13 protein-coding genes are annotated in these 14,470 nt (G+C 61.5%); 7 read left to right on the top strand and 6 right to left on the bottom strand.

Annotation, left to right across the window (positions count from 1 at the left end):
- Window positions 1–19: 19 nt before the first annotated feature.
- Window positions 20–493, bottom strand: coding sequence for an Lrp/AsnC family transcriptional regulator (locus tag BHMPCIPO_RS06385; RefSeq protein WP_173515979.1), 474 nt, complete (start codon window positions 491–493; stop codon window positions 20–22).
- Window positions 494–642: 149 nt separating this feature from the next.
- On the opposite strand from BHMPCIPO_RS06385, the gene BHMPCIPO_RS06380 reads away from it, so the two are divergent.
- Window positions 643–1,551 (top strand): DMT family transporter, encoded by a 909-nt coding sequence (locus BHMPCIPO_RS06380; protein WP_173515978.1) that lies wholly within the window; start codon window positions 643–645, stop codon window positions 1,549–1,551.
- Between the two features lie 77 nt (window positions 1,552–1,628).
- On the opposite strand, the gene BHMPCIPO_RS06375 is transcribed toward BHMPCIPO_RS06380, so the two are convergent.
- From BHMPCIPO_RS06375 to BHMPCIPO_RS06365, 3 genes are all read right to left on the bottom strand, one after another.
- Complete coding sequence (locus BHMPCIPO_RS06375) at window positions 1,629–2,516, bottom strand: ABC transporter permease (protein ID WP_173515977.1); 888 nt, start codon at window positions 2,514–2,516, stop codon at window positions 1,629–1,631.
- A 113-nt stretch (window positions 2,517–2,629) separates the two neighbouring features.
- Window positions 2,630–3,628 carry an ABC transporter substrate-binding protein gene (locus BHMPCIPO_RS06370; protein WP_173515976.1) on the bottom strand — a complete coding sequence of 333 codons (999 nt, stop codon included), beginning with the start codon at window positions 3,626–3,628 and terminating at the stop codon, window positions 2,630–2,632.
- Between the two features lie 435 nt (window positions 3,629–4,063).
- The gene (locus BHMPCIPO_RS06365; protein ID WP_173515975.1) at window positions 4,064–5,725 is read right to left on the bottom strand and encodes an electron transfer flavoprotein-ubiquinone oxidoreductase; all 1,662 of its coding nucleotides are present in this window, start codon (window positions 5,723–5,725) and stop codon (window positions 4,064–4,066) included.
- 460 nt (window positions 5,726–6,185) lie between these two features.
- Here BHMPCIPO_RS06365 and BHMPCIPO_RS06360 point away from each other — a divergent pair, with 460 nt between their 5' ends.
- The 5 genes from BHMPCIPO_RS06360 (at window position 6,186) to BHMPCIPO_RS06340 (ending at window position 10,228) form a co-directional block, all read left to right on the top strand.
- Window positions 6,186–7,484, top strand: a complete 1,299-nt coding sequence (locus BHMPCIPO_RS06360; RefSeq protein ID WP_173515974.1) for an Hsp70 family protein — start codon at window positions 6,186–6,188, stop codon at window positions 7,482–7,484.
- Between the two features lie 88 nt (window positions 7,485–7,572).
- Window positions 7,573–8,463 carry a uracil-DNA glycosylase gene (locus BHMPCIPO_RS06355; RefSeq protein ID WP_173515973.1) on the top strand — a complete coding sequence of 297 codons (891 nt, stop codon included), beginning with the start codon at window positions 7,573–7,575 and terminating at the stop codon, window positions 8,461–8,463.
- A gap of 175 nt (window positions 8,464–8,638) precedes the next feature.
- Window positions 8,639–8,815 (top strand): hypothetical protein, encoded by a 177-nt coding sequence (locus BHMPCIPO_RS06350; protein ID WP_156134297.1) that lies wholly within the window; start codon window positions 8,639–8,641, stop codon window positions 8,813–8,815.
- A gap of 79 nt (window positions 8,816–8,894) precedes the next feature.
- The gene (locus tag BHMPCIPO_RS06345; protein WP_173515972.1) at window positions 8,895–9,065 is read left to right on the top strand and encodes a hypothetical protein; all 171 of its coding nucleotides are present in this window, start codon (window positions 8,895–8,897) and stop codon (window positions 9,063–9,065) included.
- A gap of 41 nt (window positions 9,066–9,106) precedes the next feature.
- Window positions 9,107–10,228, top strand: coding sequence for an IS630 family transposase (locus BHMPCIPO_RS06340; RefSeq protein ID WP_173515064.1), 1,122 nt, complete (start codon window positions 9,107–9,109; stop codon window positions 10,226–10,228).
- A gap of 22 nt (window positions 10,229–10,250) precedes the next feature.
- Here the strand turns inward: BHMPCIPO_RS06340 and BHMPCIPO_RS06335 are convergent, their stop codons facing one another.
- Window positions 10,251–11,342, bottom strand: a complete 1,092-nt coding sequence (locus tag BHMPCIPO_RS06335) for an IS630 family transposase (RefSeq protein ID WP_173515971.1) — start codon at window positions 11,340–11,342, stop codon at window positions 10,251–10,253.
- Between the two features lie 473 nt (window positions 11,343–11,815).
- On the opposite strand from BHMPCIPO_RS06335, the gene BHMPCIPO_RS06330 reads away from it, so the two are divergent.
- A complete protein-coding gene (locus BHMPCIPO_RS06330; protein WP_173515970.1) occupies window positions 11,816–13,108 on the top strand; it encodes an MFS transporter in 1,293 nt (430 codons plus the stop codon).
- 34 nt (window positions 13,109–13,142) lie between these two features.
- On the opposite strand, the gene BHMPCIPO_RS06325 is transcribed toward BHMPCIPO_RS06330, so the two are convergent.
- On the bottom strand, window positions 13,143–14,081 hold the full coding sequence (locus BHMPCIPO_RS06325) for a DMT family transporter (protein ID WP_173515969.1): 939 nt from the start codon (window positions 14,079–14,081) through the stop codon (window positions 13,143–13,145).
- Window positions 14,082–14,470 lie beyond the last annotated feature (389 nt).

The raw sequence follows: 14,470 nt of genomic DNA, 5'->3' as shown, positions 1-14,470 counted from the left end.
ATCCGCAGAGAATCGCCGTTCACCGGGGCTCAGGTAATTTGAGCGGCCCGCCCGTCTTGATCGACCGGATCGCGAAGTTCGAGCGTATGTCGGTCACGCCCGGCAAGGCCAGCAAAGTCTCGGTCAGCAGCTTCTCGTAAGCCGCGAGATCCTCGACGACGACCTCGGCGAGGAAGTCGGCATTGCCCGAGATCAGGAAGCACGACACCACCTCGGGAATGGCAAGCAGCGCCTCCTGCTGCAGTTGAGCGTTTTCGCGGCTGTGGCGGCCGACCTTAATCTCCACGAAGACCGTGAGCCCGAGGCCGGCCTCCTTGCGATCGATATCGGCCCGATAGCCACGCAGAATGCCGGATTTTTCCAGATTGCGGATGCGCCGCAGGCAAGGCGACGGCGAAAGATTGACCTTGTCGGCGATCTCGACGTTCGTCGCACGCGCATCCTCCTGAAGGATCTTGAGGATGGCGAGATCGAACTTATCAAGATTTGGCATGATCGCAAGCTTTTCAGGTTACTTTTGGCACATTGTTGCGAATGATAGTCGATTACGGCCATAAATCGCAAGGACATGCGCGGCCTTTCAGACGTAGTCTTCCTTCCGGCCCAAGAGCTTGGGATATCCAAATCAGGAAGGAAATTCAAATGGTTGCGATCACAATCGATCGCGGCAGCACGACGCCTGCCGCCGCCGGCTACGCCGGCGCCTTCGTCACCGTCCTCATCTGGGCGAGCTGGATCCTGACGACCCGCCACACGGCCGGCACCGCGCTCGGCACGATCGACCTTGGCCTTATCCGCTACGGCGTTCCGGCGCTCGTGCTTGCGCCGGTGTGGCTGAAAACCGGCCTCTTGCCGCGCAACCTGCCGATCCGGCTGCTCGCTTTGATGGTCGCGGGCTCCGGCGCTGCCTTCTTCCAGGTCGCAGCCTTCGCGATCCACTCCGTACCTGCGTCCTCGGTCGGCATTCTTCTCGGCGGTTCGATGCCGCTCGCCACCGCGCTGATCGGCACAACGATCTTCAGTGAGCGACCCGACCGGATGCGGGTGATCGGCTTCACTGCGATCGTCGCCGGCGTCGCCATCCTGCTGACGCGCAGCCTTGCCGTCTCGGCCCCAACAAGCTGGATCGGCTACGCCCTGCTTCCGGCGGCGGCGACGCTCTGGGCGATTTACACCCACGCCTTCCGACGTTCGGGGCTCAGCCCACTGCAGGGAAGCGCCCTGATTGCCGTCTGGTCCTTCCTGATCCACCTGGCGCTTGTCGCCTGTTTCGGAAGCACGCTTGCCGGCGTTCCGGTCAGGGAGATCGCGTTGCAGATCACCAGCCAGGGCATCCTCTCCGGCCTCGTCGCCATGGTCGCCTATGGCTTTGCGGTGAAGAGCCTCGGCGGCACGCAGGCTGCCGCCTTTACCGCGCTGACCCCGGTGCTGGCGATGATCGGCGGCGCCGTCCTGCTCGGCGAACAGATCGGTCCGTTCGAGATCCTGGCTGCGATCATCACGGCTGCCGGCGTGGCGCTTTCAACCGGCATTCTTTCGGCCCGCAGTTGAGCCAGGACGTTTCCCATAAGACAAAGGCCCCGGCGCTTTTGCACTCCGGGGCCTCAACTTGTAGCGCTCGCTCGGGCTCAGCCGTGGATGATCTCCCGATGCTTCTGCAGGCGGTGACCGTAGGCCTGGCTGACACGATCGAAGATGATCGCGATGCCGACGATGGCGAGGCCGTTGAAGATGCCGAGCGTGAAATACTGGTTGGCAATCGCCTTCAGCACCGGCTGGCCAAGTCCCTGAACGCCGATCATCGAGGCAATGACCACCATGGCGAGCGCCATCATGATCGTCTGGTTGATACCGGCCATGATCGTCGGCAGGGCCAGCGGCATCTGGACGTTCTTGAGCTTCTGCCAACCGGAGGAACCAAAGGCATCGGCTGCCTCCAGCACGTCCTTGTCGACCAGGCGAATGCCGAGATTCGTCAGACGGATCATCGGCGGGATGGCGTAGATCACCACGGCAATCAGTCCCGGAACCTTGCCGATGCCGAGCAGCATGACGACGGGAATCAGATAGACGAAACTCGGCATGGTCTGCATCACGTCGAGGATCGGGTTGACGATGTTCTGGAACCGGTCCGAACGGGACATGACGATGCCGATCGGAATGCCGATCGCGATCGACAGCACGGTGCAGACGAAGATCATCGAGATCGTCTTCATCGTATCGTCCCACATGTCGAAATAGCCGATGATGAGCAGCGTGCCGATGCAGCCGGCGACGATCTTCCAGTTACGACTCGCGACCCAGGCAATCACCGCGACCAGGAGCAGGATGATCGGCCAGGGCGTCTTCGTCATGAAGCGCTCCGACTGGATGAGGAAGAACTGCAGCGGCTCGAAGAAGGACTCGATACCGTCGCCGTAGGTGCGCGTGAAGGTGCGGAAGCCCTCATCGATCGCCTTCTTTAGCACCCGCAGGCGCTCGTCATCCATATGCGGAAACTGGGTAAACCAGTCCATTCCATTTCCCCTTCACATCTCACCGGCCGCGATTGTTGTTTTGCTGTTGCCGGACGTCGAACGAGTGGCGGCGCGCGTAACCGGCGCGCCGCCTGTTGTTTCAATCCCTGCGATCAGAGCGCGGCCTTGACCTTTTCGGCAACCTCGGGCGAAACCCAGTTGGTCCAGATATCGGGGTTTTCCTGGAGGAAGTGCTTGGCGCCCTCCTCGCCGCTTGCCTGGTTGTCGGTCATCCAGGCCATCAGCTTGTTGACCGTATCGTTGGTCCAGGCACGCTTGTTGAGGTAGTCCATGGCCGGGCCGGCACGATCGGCGAAAGCCTTGGTCACCAGCGTCTGCACCTTGTCCTTTGGCCAATCGTTCTTTTTCGGGTCCGGGCAATCGGCAACGGTGTTGCAGCGCTTCCATTCTGCCGGGTCTGCCGGCACACCGTGCTCGAGCTTCACCATCTCATATTTGCCGAGAAGCGCGGTCGGCGCCCAATAGTAACCGACCCAGCCCTGCTTGCGCTCGTAGGCCTTGGCGATCGAGCCGTCGAGGCCGGCGGCCGAACCGGTGTCGACAAGGGTAAAGCCTGCGGCTTCAGCGCCATAGGCCTTGTAGAGCTGCGTCGTCACCACCGTTCCGCCCCAGCCCTGCGGGCCGTTGAACACGGCACCCTTGCTGGAATCTTCCGGATCCGGGAAAAGTTCCTTGTGTTTCAGCACGTCGTCGATCGTCTTGATATCGGGATTGGCATCGACGATGTATTTCGGGATCCACCAGCCCTGGACCCCGCCATCGGAAAGCGCGAGCGCCGCGCCGACGAGCTTGCCTTCCTCAAGTCCACGGTTGACGACGTCCGGCAGCAGATCGACCCAGCCCTCCGGCGCGACATCGGGCTCACCCTTTTCGATCATCGAGGTAATCGTCGGCACCGTGTCGCCAACAACCAGGTCGGCGTTGCAGCCGTAGCCTTCCGTCAGGATGATCTTGTCGACGTTTGCCAGCACCTCGGCGCTCTGCCAGTTCATGTTGGCGATCGTCACGTCGCCGCATTCGGCGGCAGAGGCCGTACCAGCGAGGCCAAGGAGGCCTGCAGCCAGGCAGGTCGTTGCAAGAAGCTTCTTCATTTCCGTTCCCTTGTTTTGGCGGTCCATCCCGTCGCACTGCCGATCTCACCGCAGGGATCGACAGCGTCACAAGCTCGGTCCAACTCGAAACAACAGGGACCGAAAGCCTGCAGATTCGTCGGCGTCGAGCCGATGACACCATGAAAGCTAACGGGGTTTTCCGGCAAGGACTTTTCCATTTGCGTCAACGAGTGCCTTTCCCAATGCCTGAACAACTCTGAGGCGCGAGTGAGGACTGTTTGCTGCGCTGGTAATGGCGTGACACCCGGACCCGGTTACCGCAGCGGGTGGCCAAATAGCGTCGCCGGGGCGTTCGAAAAGCAATGCGCGGCTGAGATGGCGCCCGCATCGCCGACTTCGTCGACCGCGTATGAAAGAGAAACGGCGCCGGGAGACCGGCGCCGCTCTTCTTCGTTCCATGAGGACCAACCGATATCACATATTTGGATAGACCGGACCCTCGCCACCCTGCGGCGGCACCCAGTTGATGTTCTGGTTCGGATCCTTGATGTCGCAGGTCTTGCAGTGCACGCAGTTCTGCGCGTTGATGACGAAGGTCGGCTTGCCGTCCTTCTCCACCCACTCGTAAACCCCGGCCGGACAGTAGCGCGTCGACGGACCGGCATAGATGTCGTACTCGGAGCGCTTCTGCAGCCCCATGTCCTTGACCTGCAGGTGGATCGGCTGGTCCTCCTCGTGGTTGGTGTTCGACAGGAACACCGAGGACAGCCGGTCGAAGGTCAAGACGCCATCCGGCTTCGGATAGTCGATCTTCTGATGCTGCGATGCCGGCTCGAGCGACTGCGCATCGGTCTTGCCGTGCTTCAACGTGCCGAAGAAGGAGAAGCCGAAGAGCTGGTTGGTCCACATGTCCAAGCCGCCGAGTGCGACGCCCACCGCCGTGCCGAACTTCGACCACAGCGGCTTGACGTTGCGGACCCGTTTCAGGTCCTGGCCGATGGCGCTGTCGCGCCAGCCACGTTCGATCTCGATCGGCTCGTCATTGGCGCGACCGTTGGCGATCGCCGCCGCCAGCTTCTCGGCCGCGAGAATGCCCGACAGGACGGCGTTGTGGCTGCCCTTGATGCGCGGCACGTTGACGAAGCCGGCCGAACAGCCGATCAGTGCGCCACCCGGGAAGGAAAGCTTCGGCACCGACTGGTAGCCGCCCTCGGTGATCGCGCGCGCGCCATAGGAGAGCCGCTTGCCGCCCTCGAAGGTGCCGCGGATCGCCGGATGGGTCTTGAAGCGCTGGAACTCCTCGAACGGGTAGAGATAGGGGTTCTTGTAGTTCAAGTGCACGACGAAGCCGACGGCCACCAGGTTGTCTTCGAGATGGTAGAGGAACGAACCACCGCCGGTCTTCATGCCAAGCGGCCAGCCGAAGGAGTGCTGCACCAGGCCCGGCCGATGGTTCTCCGGCTTGACCTGCCAGAGCTCCTTCAATCCGATGCCGAATTTCTGGACGTCACGCCCTTCGTCGAGTTTGAACTTGGCGATCAGCTGCTTGGCGAGCGAGCCGCGCACGCCCTCGCCGATCAGCGTGTATTTGCCCAAGAGCGCCATGCCGCGGGCGAAGTTCGGGCCCGGCTCGCCATTGCGCTCGATGCCCATGTCGCCGGTGGCGACACCGATGACGGCACCTTCGTCGTTGTAGAGCACTTCGGTTGCGGCAAAGCCCGGATAGATCTCGACGCCGAGTTCCTCCGCCTTGGTGGCCAGCCAGCGACAGACATTGCCGAGCGAAACGATGTAGTTGCCGTGATTGTTCATCAGCGGCGGCATCAGGACGTTCGGCAGGCGGATCGAGCCGGCAGGGCCCAGGAACAGGAAGTGGTCATCCGTCACGTCGGTCTTGAACGGATGGTCCGCCTCTTCACGCCAGCCCGGCAGCAGCCGGTCGATGCCGATCGGATCGACGACCGCACCCGACAGGATGTGCGCGCCGACCTCGGCGCCCTTCTCGAGCACCACCACCGAAAGCTCCGGATTGACCTGCTTCAGCCGGATCGCCGCCGCGAGACCGGCCGGCCCCGCGCCGACGATCACGACGTCGAACTCCATGCTCTCGCGTTCGGGCAGATCTTGCTCGGTCATACGGTCTCTCCAGTCTCACCGGTCTTCTGCCGGTTCAGTTCCCAGGATATATCATGCCGTCATGGCAAATGCAGTTTGGCTTGTCGAGCCGGGATGCGACAGACGATGCCCGCTTTTGCGCATGAGGTCATGAGTTTAGGGCAAATGTCTATATGACGTGCACGTAAACGTAAATACACCATTTTGTCGCGTACCGACGCTATGAGCCATTCGGCCTTGCTTTTGCCGAAGAGCCATGCCACGAGGCCGCCACACCCTTCCGGCGGTTCGCGCCGGCTCATCCCATTTGCAAACGGCACTCGAGAAGGCGCCCCCCTGGCGTCCGGACGACGTGTCTTCTGCCGCCTTCGGTGCCGGCCGCCTGACATGCGGAAATGGCCCGACAAAATTTCATGTTGCGTTGCGCGCCGCCGGCTTGCTCCGGGCGGCGCAGCGACGCCAGACGCAAGGAGACCACCATATGGCCAAGGCACTGGGCTTCGACTTCGGCACCACCAATTCCGTGCTTGCCGTTGCCGCCGGCGACGCCACCCACTCGATGCGGTTCGACAGCCTTGCCGGCACGACCGACGCCATGCGCACCGCACTTTCCTTCATGAAGGACACCAATCTTGGTGCCCAGGCACTGAAGGTCGAGGCCGGCCAGGCCGCGATCCGCGCCTTCATCGACAATCCGGGCGACTGTCGTTTCCTGCAGTCGATCAAGACCTTTGCCGCAAGCCCCCTCTTCCAGGGCACGCAGGTCTTTGCCAAGCGCCACAGCTTCGAGGACCTGATGCGGGTGTTCCTGACCAAGCTGCGCGACTATGCCGGCGACGGCTGGATGGATCAGTATAGCCGCATCGTCGTCGGCCGCCCGGTGCACTTCGCCGGCTCCAGCCCCGATCCGGCGCTCGCCCTGGAACGCTACGGCGCAGCCCTTTCTGCCTTCGGCTTCCCGGAGGTGCACTACGTCTACGAACCGGTGGCGGCCGCTTTTTACTTCGCCCAGAACCTGAAGCAGGACGCCACGGTCCTCGTCGCCGATTTCGGCGGCGGTACGACCGACTATTCGCTGATCCGATTCGAGACCAAGGCCGGGCGCCTGACGGCGACGCCGATCGGCCATTCGGGCGTGGGTGTCGCCGGAGACCATTTCGACTTCCGCATCATCGACAACGTCGTCTCGCCGCTCATCGGAAAGGGGAGTCTCTTCAAGAGCTTCGACAAGCTGCTTGAAGTGCCGTCGAATTATTACGCGAATTTCGGTCGCTGGAATCAGCTTTCGATCTTCAAGACATTGAAAGATTTCACCGATCTGAAGCAGCTCGTGCGCCAGAGTCTGGAGCCGGAAAAGCTCGAAGCCTTTGTCGACCTGATCGAGCATGACGAAGGTTACCCGCTCTATCAGGCGATCTCGGCGACGAAGATGCGGCTGTCGCAAGAAGACGAGACCGAATTCTATTTCGCCCCGCTCGGCGAAATGTCGCGCCGAACGGTTCGCCGCAGCGATTTCGAAGGCTGGATCGCGCCGGAACTCGCCCGCATCGAAGGCGCACTCGACGACGTGCTGCAGTCGACCGCGACGGCGCCCGGGTCGATCGACAAGGTGTTCTTGACCGGCGGCACGTCTTTCGTTCCTGCCGTGCGCAGCATCTTCGAGCGTCGCTTCGAGGCCGACCGCATCGAAAGCGGCGGCGAACTGCTGTCGATCGCCCACGGCCTGGCGCTGATCGGGGAGCATGAGGACATCGGCCACTGGACGGCGAATGCGGCTTGAACCGGACGTCATCGATGACCTTGGATAGGAATGCCGAGGGCCGGAAAAGCGGTTCCGGTCCGCCAGCTTATGGTTTAGGTTGGCGGCCATGATTTCCGCCCACGACCTCTCTCCGGCTGAGCTTGCCGCCCTCCTCGCCTTCCATGCGGATGCGGGTGTCGAATGGCTGCTGGAAGAGGAGCCGGTCGACCGCTTCGCCGAGTTCGAGGCCATGAAGGCGGCGCGCAGCAATGCGCGCACCGCGACGGCCAGCAACCGTGCGGAGGCGCCCGCCACGCAACCAGCAGCGCGCCAGACAGCCGCGGCTGCCCCGCCACAATCCCGGGAAAACCGCGCACCGGCTCCGGCCGTCAGCGCCCCTGCCGTTGCCATTCCCGATGCGCAGGCGATCGAAGAGGCGCGCTTTGCCGCCGAATCGGCGCGATCGCTCGCCGAGCTCAGGGTTGCGATGGAAGGTTTTGCCGGCTGCAACCTCAGAAACAGTGCCCGCAATCTCGTCTTTGCCGAGGGCGACTCGGCAAGCGGCATCATGGTCGTTGGTCCGATGCCCTATGCCGACGACGATCGCGACGGCCAGCCCTTTGCCGGACGCCTCGGCGAGATGCTGACCCGCATGCTCGCCGGCATCGGTCTTGCCCGCGAAAACGTGCTGCTGAGCAATGTCGTGCCCTGGCGCCCGCCTGGCAACCGCGTACCGACGGCCCGCGAGGCCGATATCTGCCGTCCCTTCATCGAACGCCAGATCGCCCTTGCAGAACCCAAACACCTGCTTCTATTGGGTAATTTCACCGCCCGCTTCTTCTTCGGCGGCAGCGATACGATCCATCAGCTTCGCGGCGAATGGCGCGAGCTTCCGATCGGCGGCATCACGGTGCCGACCCTTGCGACCCTGCACCCGCAGGATCTGGTGACCGCGCCGGTCAACAAGCGCTTCGCCTGGCAGGACCTGCTTGCCTTCAAGGCCCGGATTCACGGCTGATCCGCACCAAAACGCCTTACGCGCATACGGCGCCAACGCGTCGGCCTGCTTTATGAACAAAGAATGAAGAAAGCCATGCGGTTTGCGCATATCAGCGGCGCATTATGACGCATTGCAAAACGCGATGTTGCAGCGCAATATGCTGGCACGGGAGGAATGGATAAGGAATTGAACCATGACTGCCCGCTTTCGTCCGATCCACAGCAGCTTTGAGACGCTCCGTCACACCGGTGCTGCCCAACGGACGCCGTTCAACCGTTTCGGCACGGCAGCCAATGAGCAGATGACCGCGATCGGCCTTGCTCGGACCACCCGTCCGGCGCAGATTTTCGCCGATTTCATCCAGCGCTGATCCCCACGCGATACGCTTGACCGCGTATCGCGTGCACAAGTCGGCATAATTAGCCGGCGACGATGAAAGGAACGAAACCATGACGAAGCCCATCGCGAGCCTCAGGGTCCTGTTCGATTCGATCTCCGACATTGGCACTGCCGTGCGCGCCTCGCGCGAATACACCCTTCTCAGCACCAAGAAGGATGCGCGCCGCGCCCATCGCGTGGCTGTGAGCCCGTTGCTGCCGAACTGGTGTCCTGATCGATAAATTTGTGCGATCATTTTCCCTGTTTGAGAAGGGGATGATCGATGGGCAAAGCGGCGGTTGCGATTGTCTTGACGGGTGAGGAGCGCGGTGAACTGGAGACATTGGTTCGCCGCCGCGGCACGGCGCAGGGCCTGGCGCGGCGGGCCCAGATCGTGCTGATGGCCGCGGACGGCGTTGAGAACAAGGAGATTGCCACGCGGCTTGGCACGATGCCGAACACGGTGGCCAAATGGCGACGGCGTTTCGCCGAGCAGCGGCTCGATGGGCTTTACGACGAGCCGCGTCCCGGCGCGCCGCGCCAGATCGGCGACGAAGAGATCGCCGAGACGATCCGGTTGACGCTGGAGACGACACCGCCGGACGCCACCCACTGGAGCCTGCGTTCGATGGCACGGGCGGTCGGACATGCGCCCTCGACGATCCATCGCATCTGGACGGCCTTCGGGCTGCAGCCGCATCGCGCCGAAAGTTTCAAGCTGTCTTCGGATGCGCTATTCGTCGAGAAGGTGCGCGACATTGTCGGCCTTTATCTCAACCCGCCCGAGCGGGCGCTGGTGCTCTGCGTCGATGAGAAGAGCCAGATCCAGGCACTCGATCGCAGCCAGCCGGTGTTGCCGATGCGGCCCGGCCAGATCGAGCGGCGCAGCCACGACTACACCCGGCATGGAACACTTTCGCTCTTCGCCGCGCTCGACGCTGCCACCGGCAAGATCATCGGTCGCTGCTTCAAGCGTCACCGCGCGCAGGAATTCCTGAGATTCCTGCGCGAAATCGAAGCCAACGTGCCGCCAGACCTTGATATCCACATCGTCATGGACAACTACGCCACCCACAAGACCAGCGCCATCCGCAGCTTCTTTCTCAAGCGGCCCCGCTGGCACATTCATTTCACCCCGACGGCGGCGTCATGGCTCAACCAGGTCGAGCGCTTCTTTGCCAACCTGACCGAAAAGCAAATCCGGCGCGGCGTGCACCGCTCCACCGCTGAATTGGAGGCGGCAATCACCGCCTATATCGACGCCGTCAACACCGATCCCAAACCGTTCCGATGGACCAAATCGGCAGACGATATCCTCGCCACCATCAAACGCTTTTGCCTGGCAACCCTGCAAATCGCCGATGTGCAAAACAAATCGGCAGAAACTTCTGAATCAGGACACTAGTCATCTGAATCCGAAATTCGTGTCATAAGCTGTTGTCGACCTTCTGACAGAAGCGCTTGACGGATGCGAGAATGTCGTCTGCGGATTTGGTCCAGCGATATGGCTTGGGGTTTTTGTTGTGGCGCTCGATGAAGCTTTTGATGTCGGCTTCGAGTTGAGCTGTCGAAGTATGGACGCCACGTCGTAGTTGCTTGCGGGTCAATTCCGCAAACCAGCGTTCGACCTGGTTGATCCAGGAGGCCGAGGTTGGCGTAAAGTGCACGTGGTAGCGTGGCCGCCGCATCAGCCAGTTCTTGATCGATGCAGTTTTATGCGTTGCATAGTTGTCCATCACGATATGCACGTCCAAATCGGGCGGCACGTTCGCATCGATCTGCTTCAGGAAGTCCAGGAACTCGGTGGCCCGATGCCGCTTGTAGCATTTGCCGATGACAAAGCCGGAGGCGACATCGAGTGCTGCAAACAATGTCGTCGTGCCGTGCCGAACATAAGAATGGGTACGCCGTTCAGGCATGCCAGGCATCATCGGCAGCACTGGCTGCTCGCGATCGAGCGCCTGGATTTGGCTCTTCTCGTCCACGCTGAGAACCAGCGCCCGATTGGGAGGCGACAGATAAAGACCGACGATGTCGCGGACCTTATCGACGAACAAGGGATCGCTGGACAGCTTGAACGTCTCAGTGCGATGGGGCTGCAGGCCGAAGGCGTTCCATATCCGGCGGATCGTCGTGTGCGAAAAACCAGCGGCTCCTGCCATCGAGCGGATCGACCAATGGGTCGCATCCGTGGGCGTAGAACGCAGCGTGCGCTCGATCACAGCAGCAATCTGATCATCGCCGATCGTGCGGGGCCGGCCAGGGCGAACTTCGTCGAGCAGGCCATCGAGCCGATCTTTAAGAAAGCGCCGCCGCCATTTGCCAACCGTATGTTCATGCACGCCGAGTTCGCCGGCAACGACCTTGCTCGCAATTCCGTCGGCACAGCGAAGAATGATCCGGCACCGCTCTGACATGGAGCGAGCAACGCGATGCTTACGCACCTGCCGCTCCAAATACTCCCGCTCCGCCTCGCTCAAAATCAATGGTGCCGTCGGTCGGCCAGTCGCATTTGCCATTGCTCAACCTCCCATGAACAGGCAAAGCGTACAATGTAATGAACTTCAGTTCCAGATGACTAGAACGCCGTGCGTTCAGATGAACGCACTAAGGTCGCTCTAACACCTCGTTTCCAGAGCATCTTTCCGCTTCAAGCGATTCCACTTGAAAAGCGGGATGCTCTAGGTGCTGCCGACAAAGAGGCGTACCGCCTTTTTGCCATCGGCTGTCGCAATCGACAGCGCCCGAAAAACTGGATAGAGCCACACTCGTCCCGACCTGCTGCATGTCTTCGTCCTTAAATCGGCCTCGATTTAAGGACGAAGACATGCAGCAAATCAAAGTGCTACAGCGACCTTCGCGCGTCTGATAAGACGCGCGGCGTTGTAGGAGTGTCAGGCTCATCCGGCCCTTGCCAGACCGTTCCTCGCTCCACCTGCGCTTTGCTCGTCATCGGCTTCGATGGCGAAGTGCCACGTTTTCAGGAGCGCCGATGCTGGCCAGCCTCGCTTCCGTCTTCAGCCTGATGGTATCGACCCTGCTCATGATGGTCGCCTTCGGCCTCCAGAGCTATGTGATCCCCGTGCGCTCCGTCGCCGAGAACTGGTCGACGCTGACCGTCTCGGTCATCGCCACCGGCTATACGGTCGGCTTTACGCTCTCCTGTGTCGTCACCCCGAAATTCGTACTGCGGGTCGGCCATGTACGCGTCTTCACCGCGCTGATCACGCTGCTATCGATCGCGATCCTGCTCTGCGGTCTCATCGTCGACTGGCACGCCTGGATCGTGTTTCGGGCGATCTCCGGCTTCGCCATCTCCGGCAGCTATCTCGTGATCGAGAGTTGGCTCAACGAACGCGTCACCAACGAAAACCGCGGTCTGTTGTTTTCGCTCTACTTGATCACCACGATGGTCGGCACCATAGGCGGCCAATACATGGTGCCGCTCGGCGACCCGACCAATACGTCGCTCTTCATGCTCTGCAGCGTGCTGTTTTCCCTGGCGCTGCTGCCGACGGCGCTCTCCTCCTCGCCGATGCCCGCGCCACCAGCGCAGGCGAAGTTCGATATCCCTGCGCTTTTCCGCCGTTCTCCGGTCGCTGTCGTTGGCGGCTTTCTTGCCGGCGCACTGTCCGGTGCGTGGCTCAATCTCGGTGGCGTCTTCACGCAGAAGATCGGTCTTTCCACCGCCGAGGGTGCGACGCTGCTCGCCTCGCTCCTGACCGGCAGCGCGATCTCACAGATCCCGATCGGCCGCCTCTCCGACAAGATCGACCGGCGTATCGTCATGGTCGGCTGCGGCATCGTCGGCGTCGTCTCCTGCCTGGTGATGTCGGCGTCGATCGGCAGCCAACCGGCGGTCCTCTACGTCATCGCTGCACTCGTGGGCTCGGTGCTGTTTCCGATCTACGCGCTGAATGTCGCGCATGCGAACGACCTCGCCAAACCGAACGAATATGTCGAGACGTCTTCCGGCCTGATGATCACCTACGGGCTCGGCACGATCTCCGGCCCGCTTATGGTCGGCCCGGTCATGGACCGTTTTGGCCCGGCGGCGCTGTTCCTCGTTCTCGCCGTCTATTTCGCCCTTTATGGCGGCTATGCCGCCTGGCGTATCCTTCAGCGCGAACAGCACAAGGGTCTGGTTGCCAAGACCGATTTCCAGGCAACGAGCGTGGTGCCGACACCCGGGCCTGACGTGACGAGCCCTGTTGCCCAGCAGATGGCGCAGGAACCGCTGATCGATGACGACACGGTTCCGGCCTGGGAGAAACAGCACTCGTAAGTGTCATCGACGGAAGATGAACGCGCGCTTCGCCTCAGCCCTGCGGCGTCATGTGCTTGCGGGCGCCCCGGCGCTCGAGGCCGAGCCGATGTTCGCGGAAGATGATGAAGATGCCGGCTCCGACGACGATGGCGGTGCCGATCAGCATGGTTGCCGTCGGAATATCGTCGAACAGAAAATAGCCGATGATCAGGCCGAGCACGATCGAAGTATATTCGAACGGCGCGATCGTCGACATGTCGGCATGGCGGTAGCTCTCGGTCAGAAGAATCTGCGCCACACCGCCACAGAAGCCGGCGACCATCAGGAGCAGAAAGGCCTCGCGCGAGATCGACGGCCAGCCGAAGGGCAGCGTCGCCAGCGAGAAGACCGAGGCCGACAGCGAGAAATAGAGCACGATCGTATGGGTCCGCTCGTTCTTGACGAGTTTGCGCACCAGCACCATCGCAACCGCGCCGAGGGCTGCCGAAATCAGCACCGATGCAGCACCCAGCGCCTCCAGCGAACCGAAGCCGCCTTCGCGGAAAAGGGTCAGCCGCGGCCAGGTGATGATCATCACGCCGACCAGCCCGATGACCACCGCCGACCAGCGATAAAGCCGCACCGTCTCGCCGAGAAACAGCGCAGCGAAGGCAACGGCGATCAGTGGCATGGCGTAGCCGATGGCGATGGCTTCAGGCAGCGGCAGGTGCACGAGCCCATAGAAGCCGAAGCTCATCGCGAGAATGCCGACGAAGCCGCGCGCGATATGGCCGGTGAAATCCGCGGTCTTGAAGGCATCGCGCAACTGTCCGCGGAAGGCGAGATAACCGAGGATCGGCACCATGGCGAAGGCCGAGCGGTAGAAGGTGATCTGGCCGGTGGCAATCTCGTTTCCGGCCGCCTTGATCAGCGTCGACATGCAAACGAAAATGACGACGGAAAGGACCTTGAACAGGATCCCCTTCATCGGGCTTTCGACTTCCGCATCCATTGAGGGCACTTTTCGAACAGCCTCCGCCGGCCAGAGCAGACACGAGGGCTGGTTTGGAGATTTTTCAGCGGAGAACCCCGCCGCAGGACTTCGTCACATTAGCGACGCTCGGCAACAAAGTCGGATCAAACTTCGTGATGAATAGCGTTTTTTCTTGATCGATTGACGTTTGGCAAAACGACGTCAGGCCTTTCTTTAGCCGCGGCGAAAAAAACCTTTCCAATTCATGTCTTGTTAGTCCCACTTCGATACACGTCTATCCGATAAGGGAGCGGGAAGACCATCGGAAACCATGCCTTTTCTGTCGAAAGTGCGGTCGCCGGCATCACAATCGTGTGGCATTATCCGACTTTTCGCCCCTTGGCCTTTTCACCATCACAGGCGCCCAC

This window comes from Ensifer sesbaniae, assembly GCF_013283665.1.
Taxonomy (GTDB): domain Bacteria; phylum Pseudomonadota; class Alphaproteobacteria; order Rhizobiales; family Rhizobiaceae; genus Ensifer; species Ensifer sesbaniae.
This window is presented reverse-complemented; position numbering and strand designations above follow the sequence as displayed.

Bases quoted from the DNA above. Each gene is read 5' to 3' on its own strand.
- BHMPCIPO_RS06385 (WP_173515979.1), bottom strand. From the start codon at position 493: ATGCCAAATCTTGATAAGTTCGATCTCGCCATCCTCAAGATCCTTCAG.
- BHMPCIPO_RS06380 (WP_173515978.1), top strand. From the start codon at position 643: ATGGTTGCGATCACAATCGATCGCGGCAGCACGACGCCTGCCGCCGCC.
- BHMPCIPO_RS06375 (WP_173515977.1), bottom strand. From the start codon at position 2,516: ATGGACTGGTTTACCCAGTTTCCGCATATGGATGACGAGCGCCTGCGG.
- BHMPCIPO_RS06370 (WP_173515976.1), bottom strand. From the start codon at position 3,628: ATGAAGAAGCTTCTTGCAACGACCTGCCTGGCTGCAGGCCTCCTTGGC.
- BHMPCIPO_RS06365 (WP_173515975.1), bottom strand. From the start codon at position 5,725: ATGACCGAGCAAGATCTGCCCGAACGCGAGAGCATGGAGTTCGACGTC.
- BHMPCIPO_RS06360 (WP_173515974.1), top strand. From the start codon at position 6,186: ATGGCCAAGGCACTGGGCTTCGACTTCGGCACCACCAATTCCGTGCTT.
- BHMPCIPO_RS06355 (WP_173515973.1), top strand. From the start codon at position 7,573: ATGATTTCCGCCCACGACCTCTCTCCGGCTGAGCTTGCCGCCCTCCTC.
- BHMPCIPO_RS06350 (WP_156134297.1), top strand. From the start codon at position 8,639: ATGACTGCCCGCTTTCGTCCGATCCACAGCAGCTTTGAGACGCTCCGT.
- BHMPCIPO_RS06345 (WP_173515972.1), top strand. From the start codon at position 8,895: ATGACGAAGCCCATCGCGAGCCTCAGGGTCCTGTTCGATTCGATCTCC.
- BHMPCIPO_RS06340 (WP_173515064.1), top strand. From the start codon at position 9,107: ATGGGCAAAGCGGCGGTTGCGATTGTCTTGACGGGTGAGGAGCGCGGT.
- BHMPCIPO_RS06335 (WP_173515971.1), bottom strand. From the start codon at position 11,342: ATGGCAAATGCGACTGGCCGACCGACGGCACCATTGATTTTGAGCGAG.
- BHMPCIPO_RS06330 (WP_173515970.1), top strand. From the start codon at position 11,816: ATGCTGGCCAGCCTCGCTTCCGTCTTCAGCCTGATGGTATCGACCCTG.
- BHMPCIPO_RS06325 (WP_173515969.1), bottom strand. From the start codon at position 14,081: ATGGATGCGGAAGTCGAAAGCCCGATGAAGGGGATCCTGTTCAAGGTC.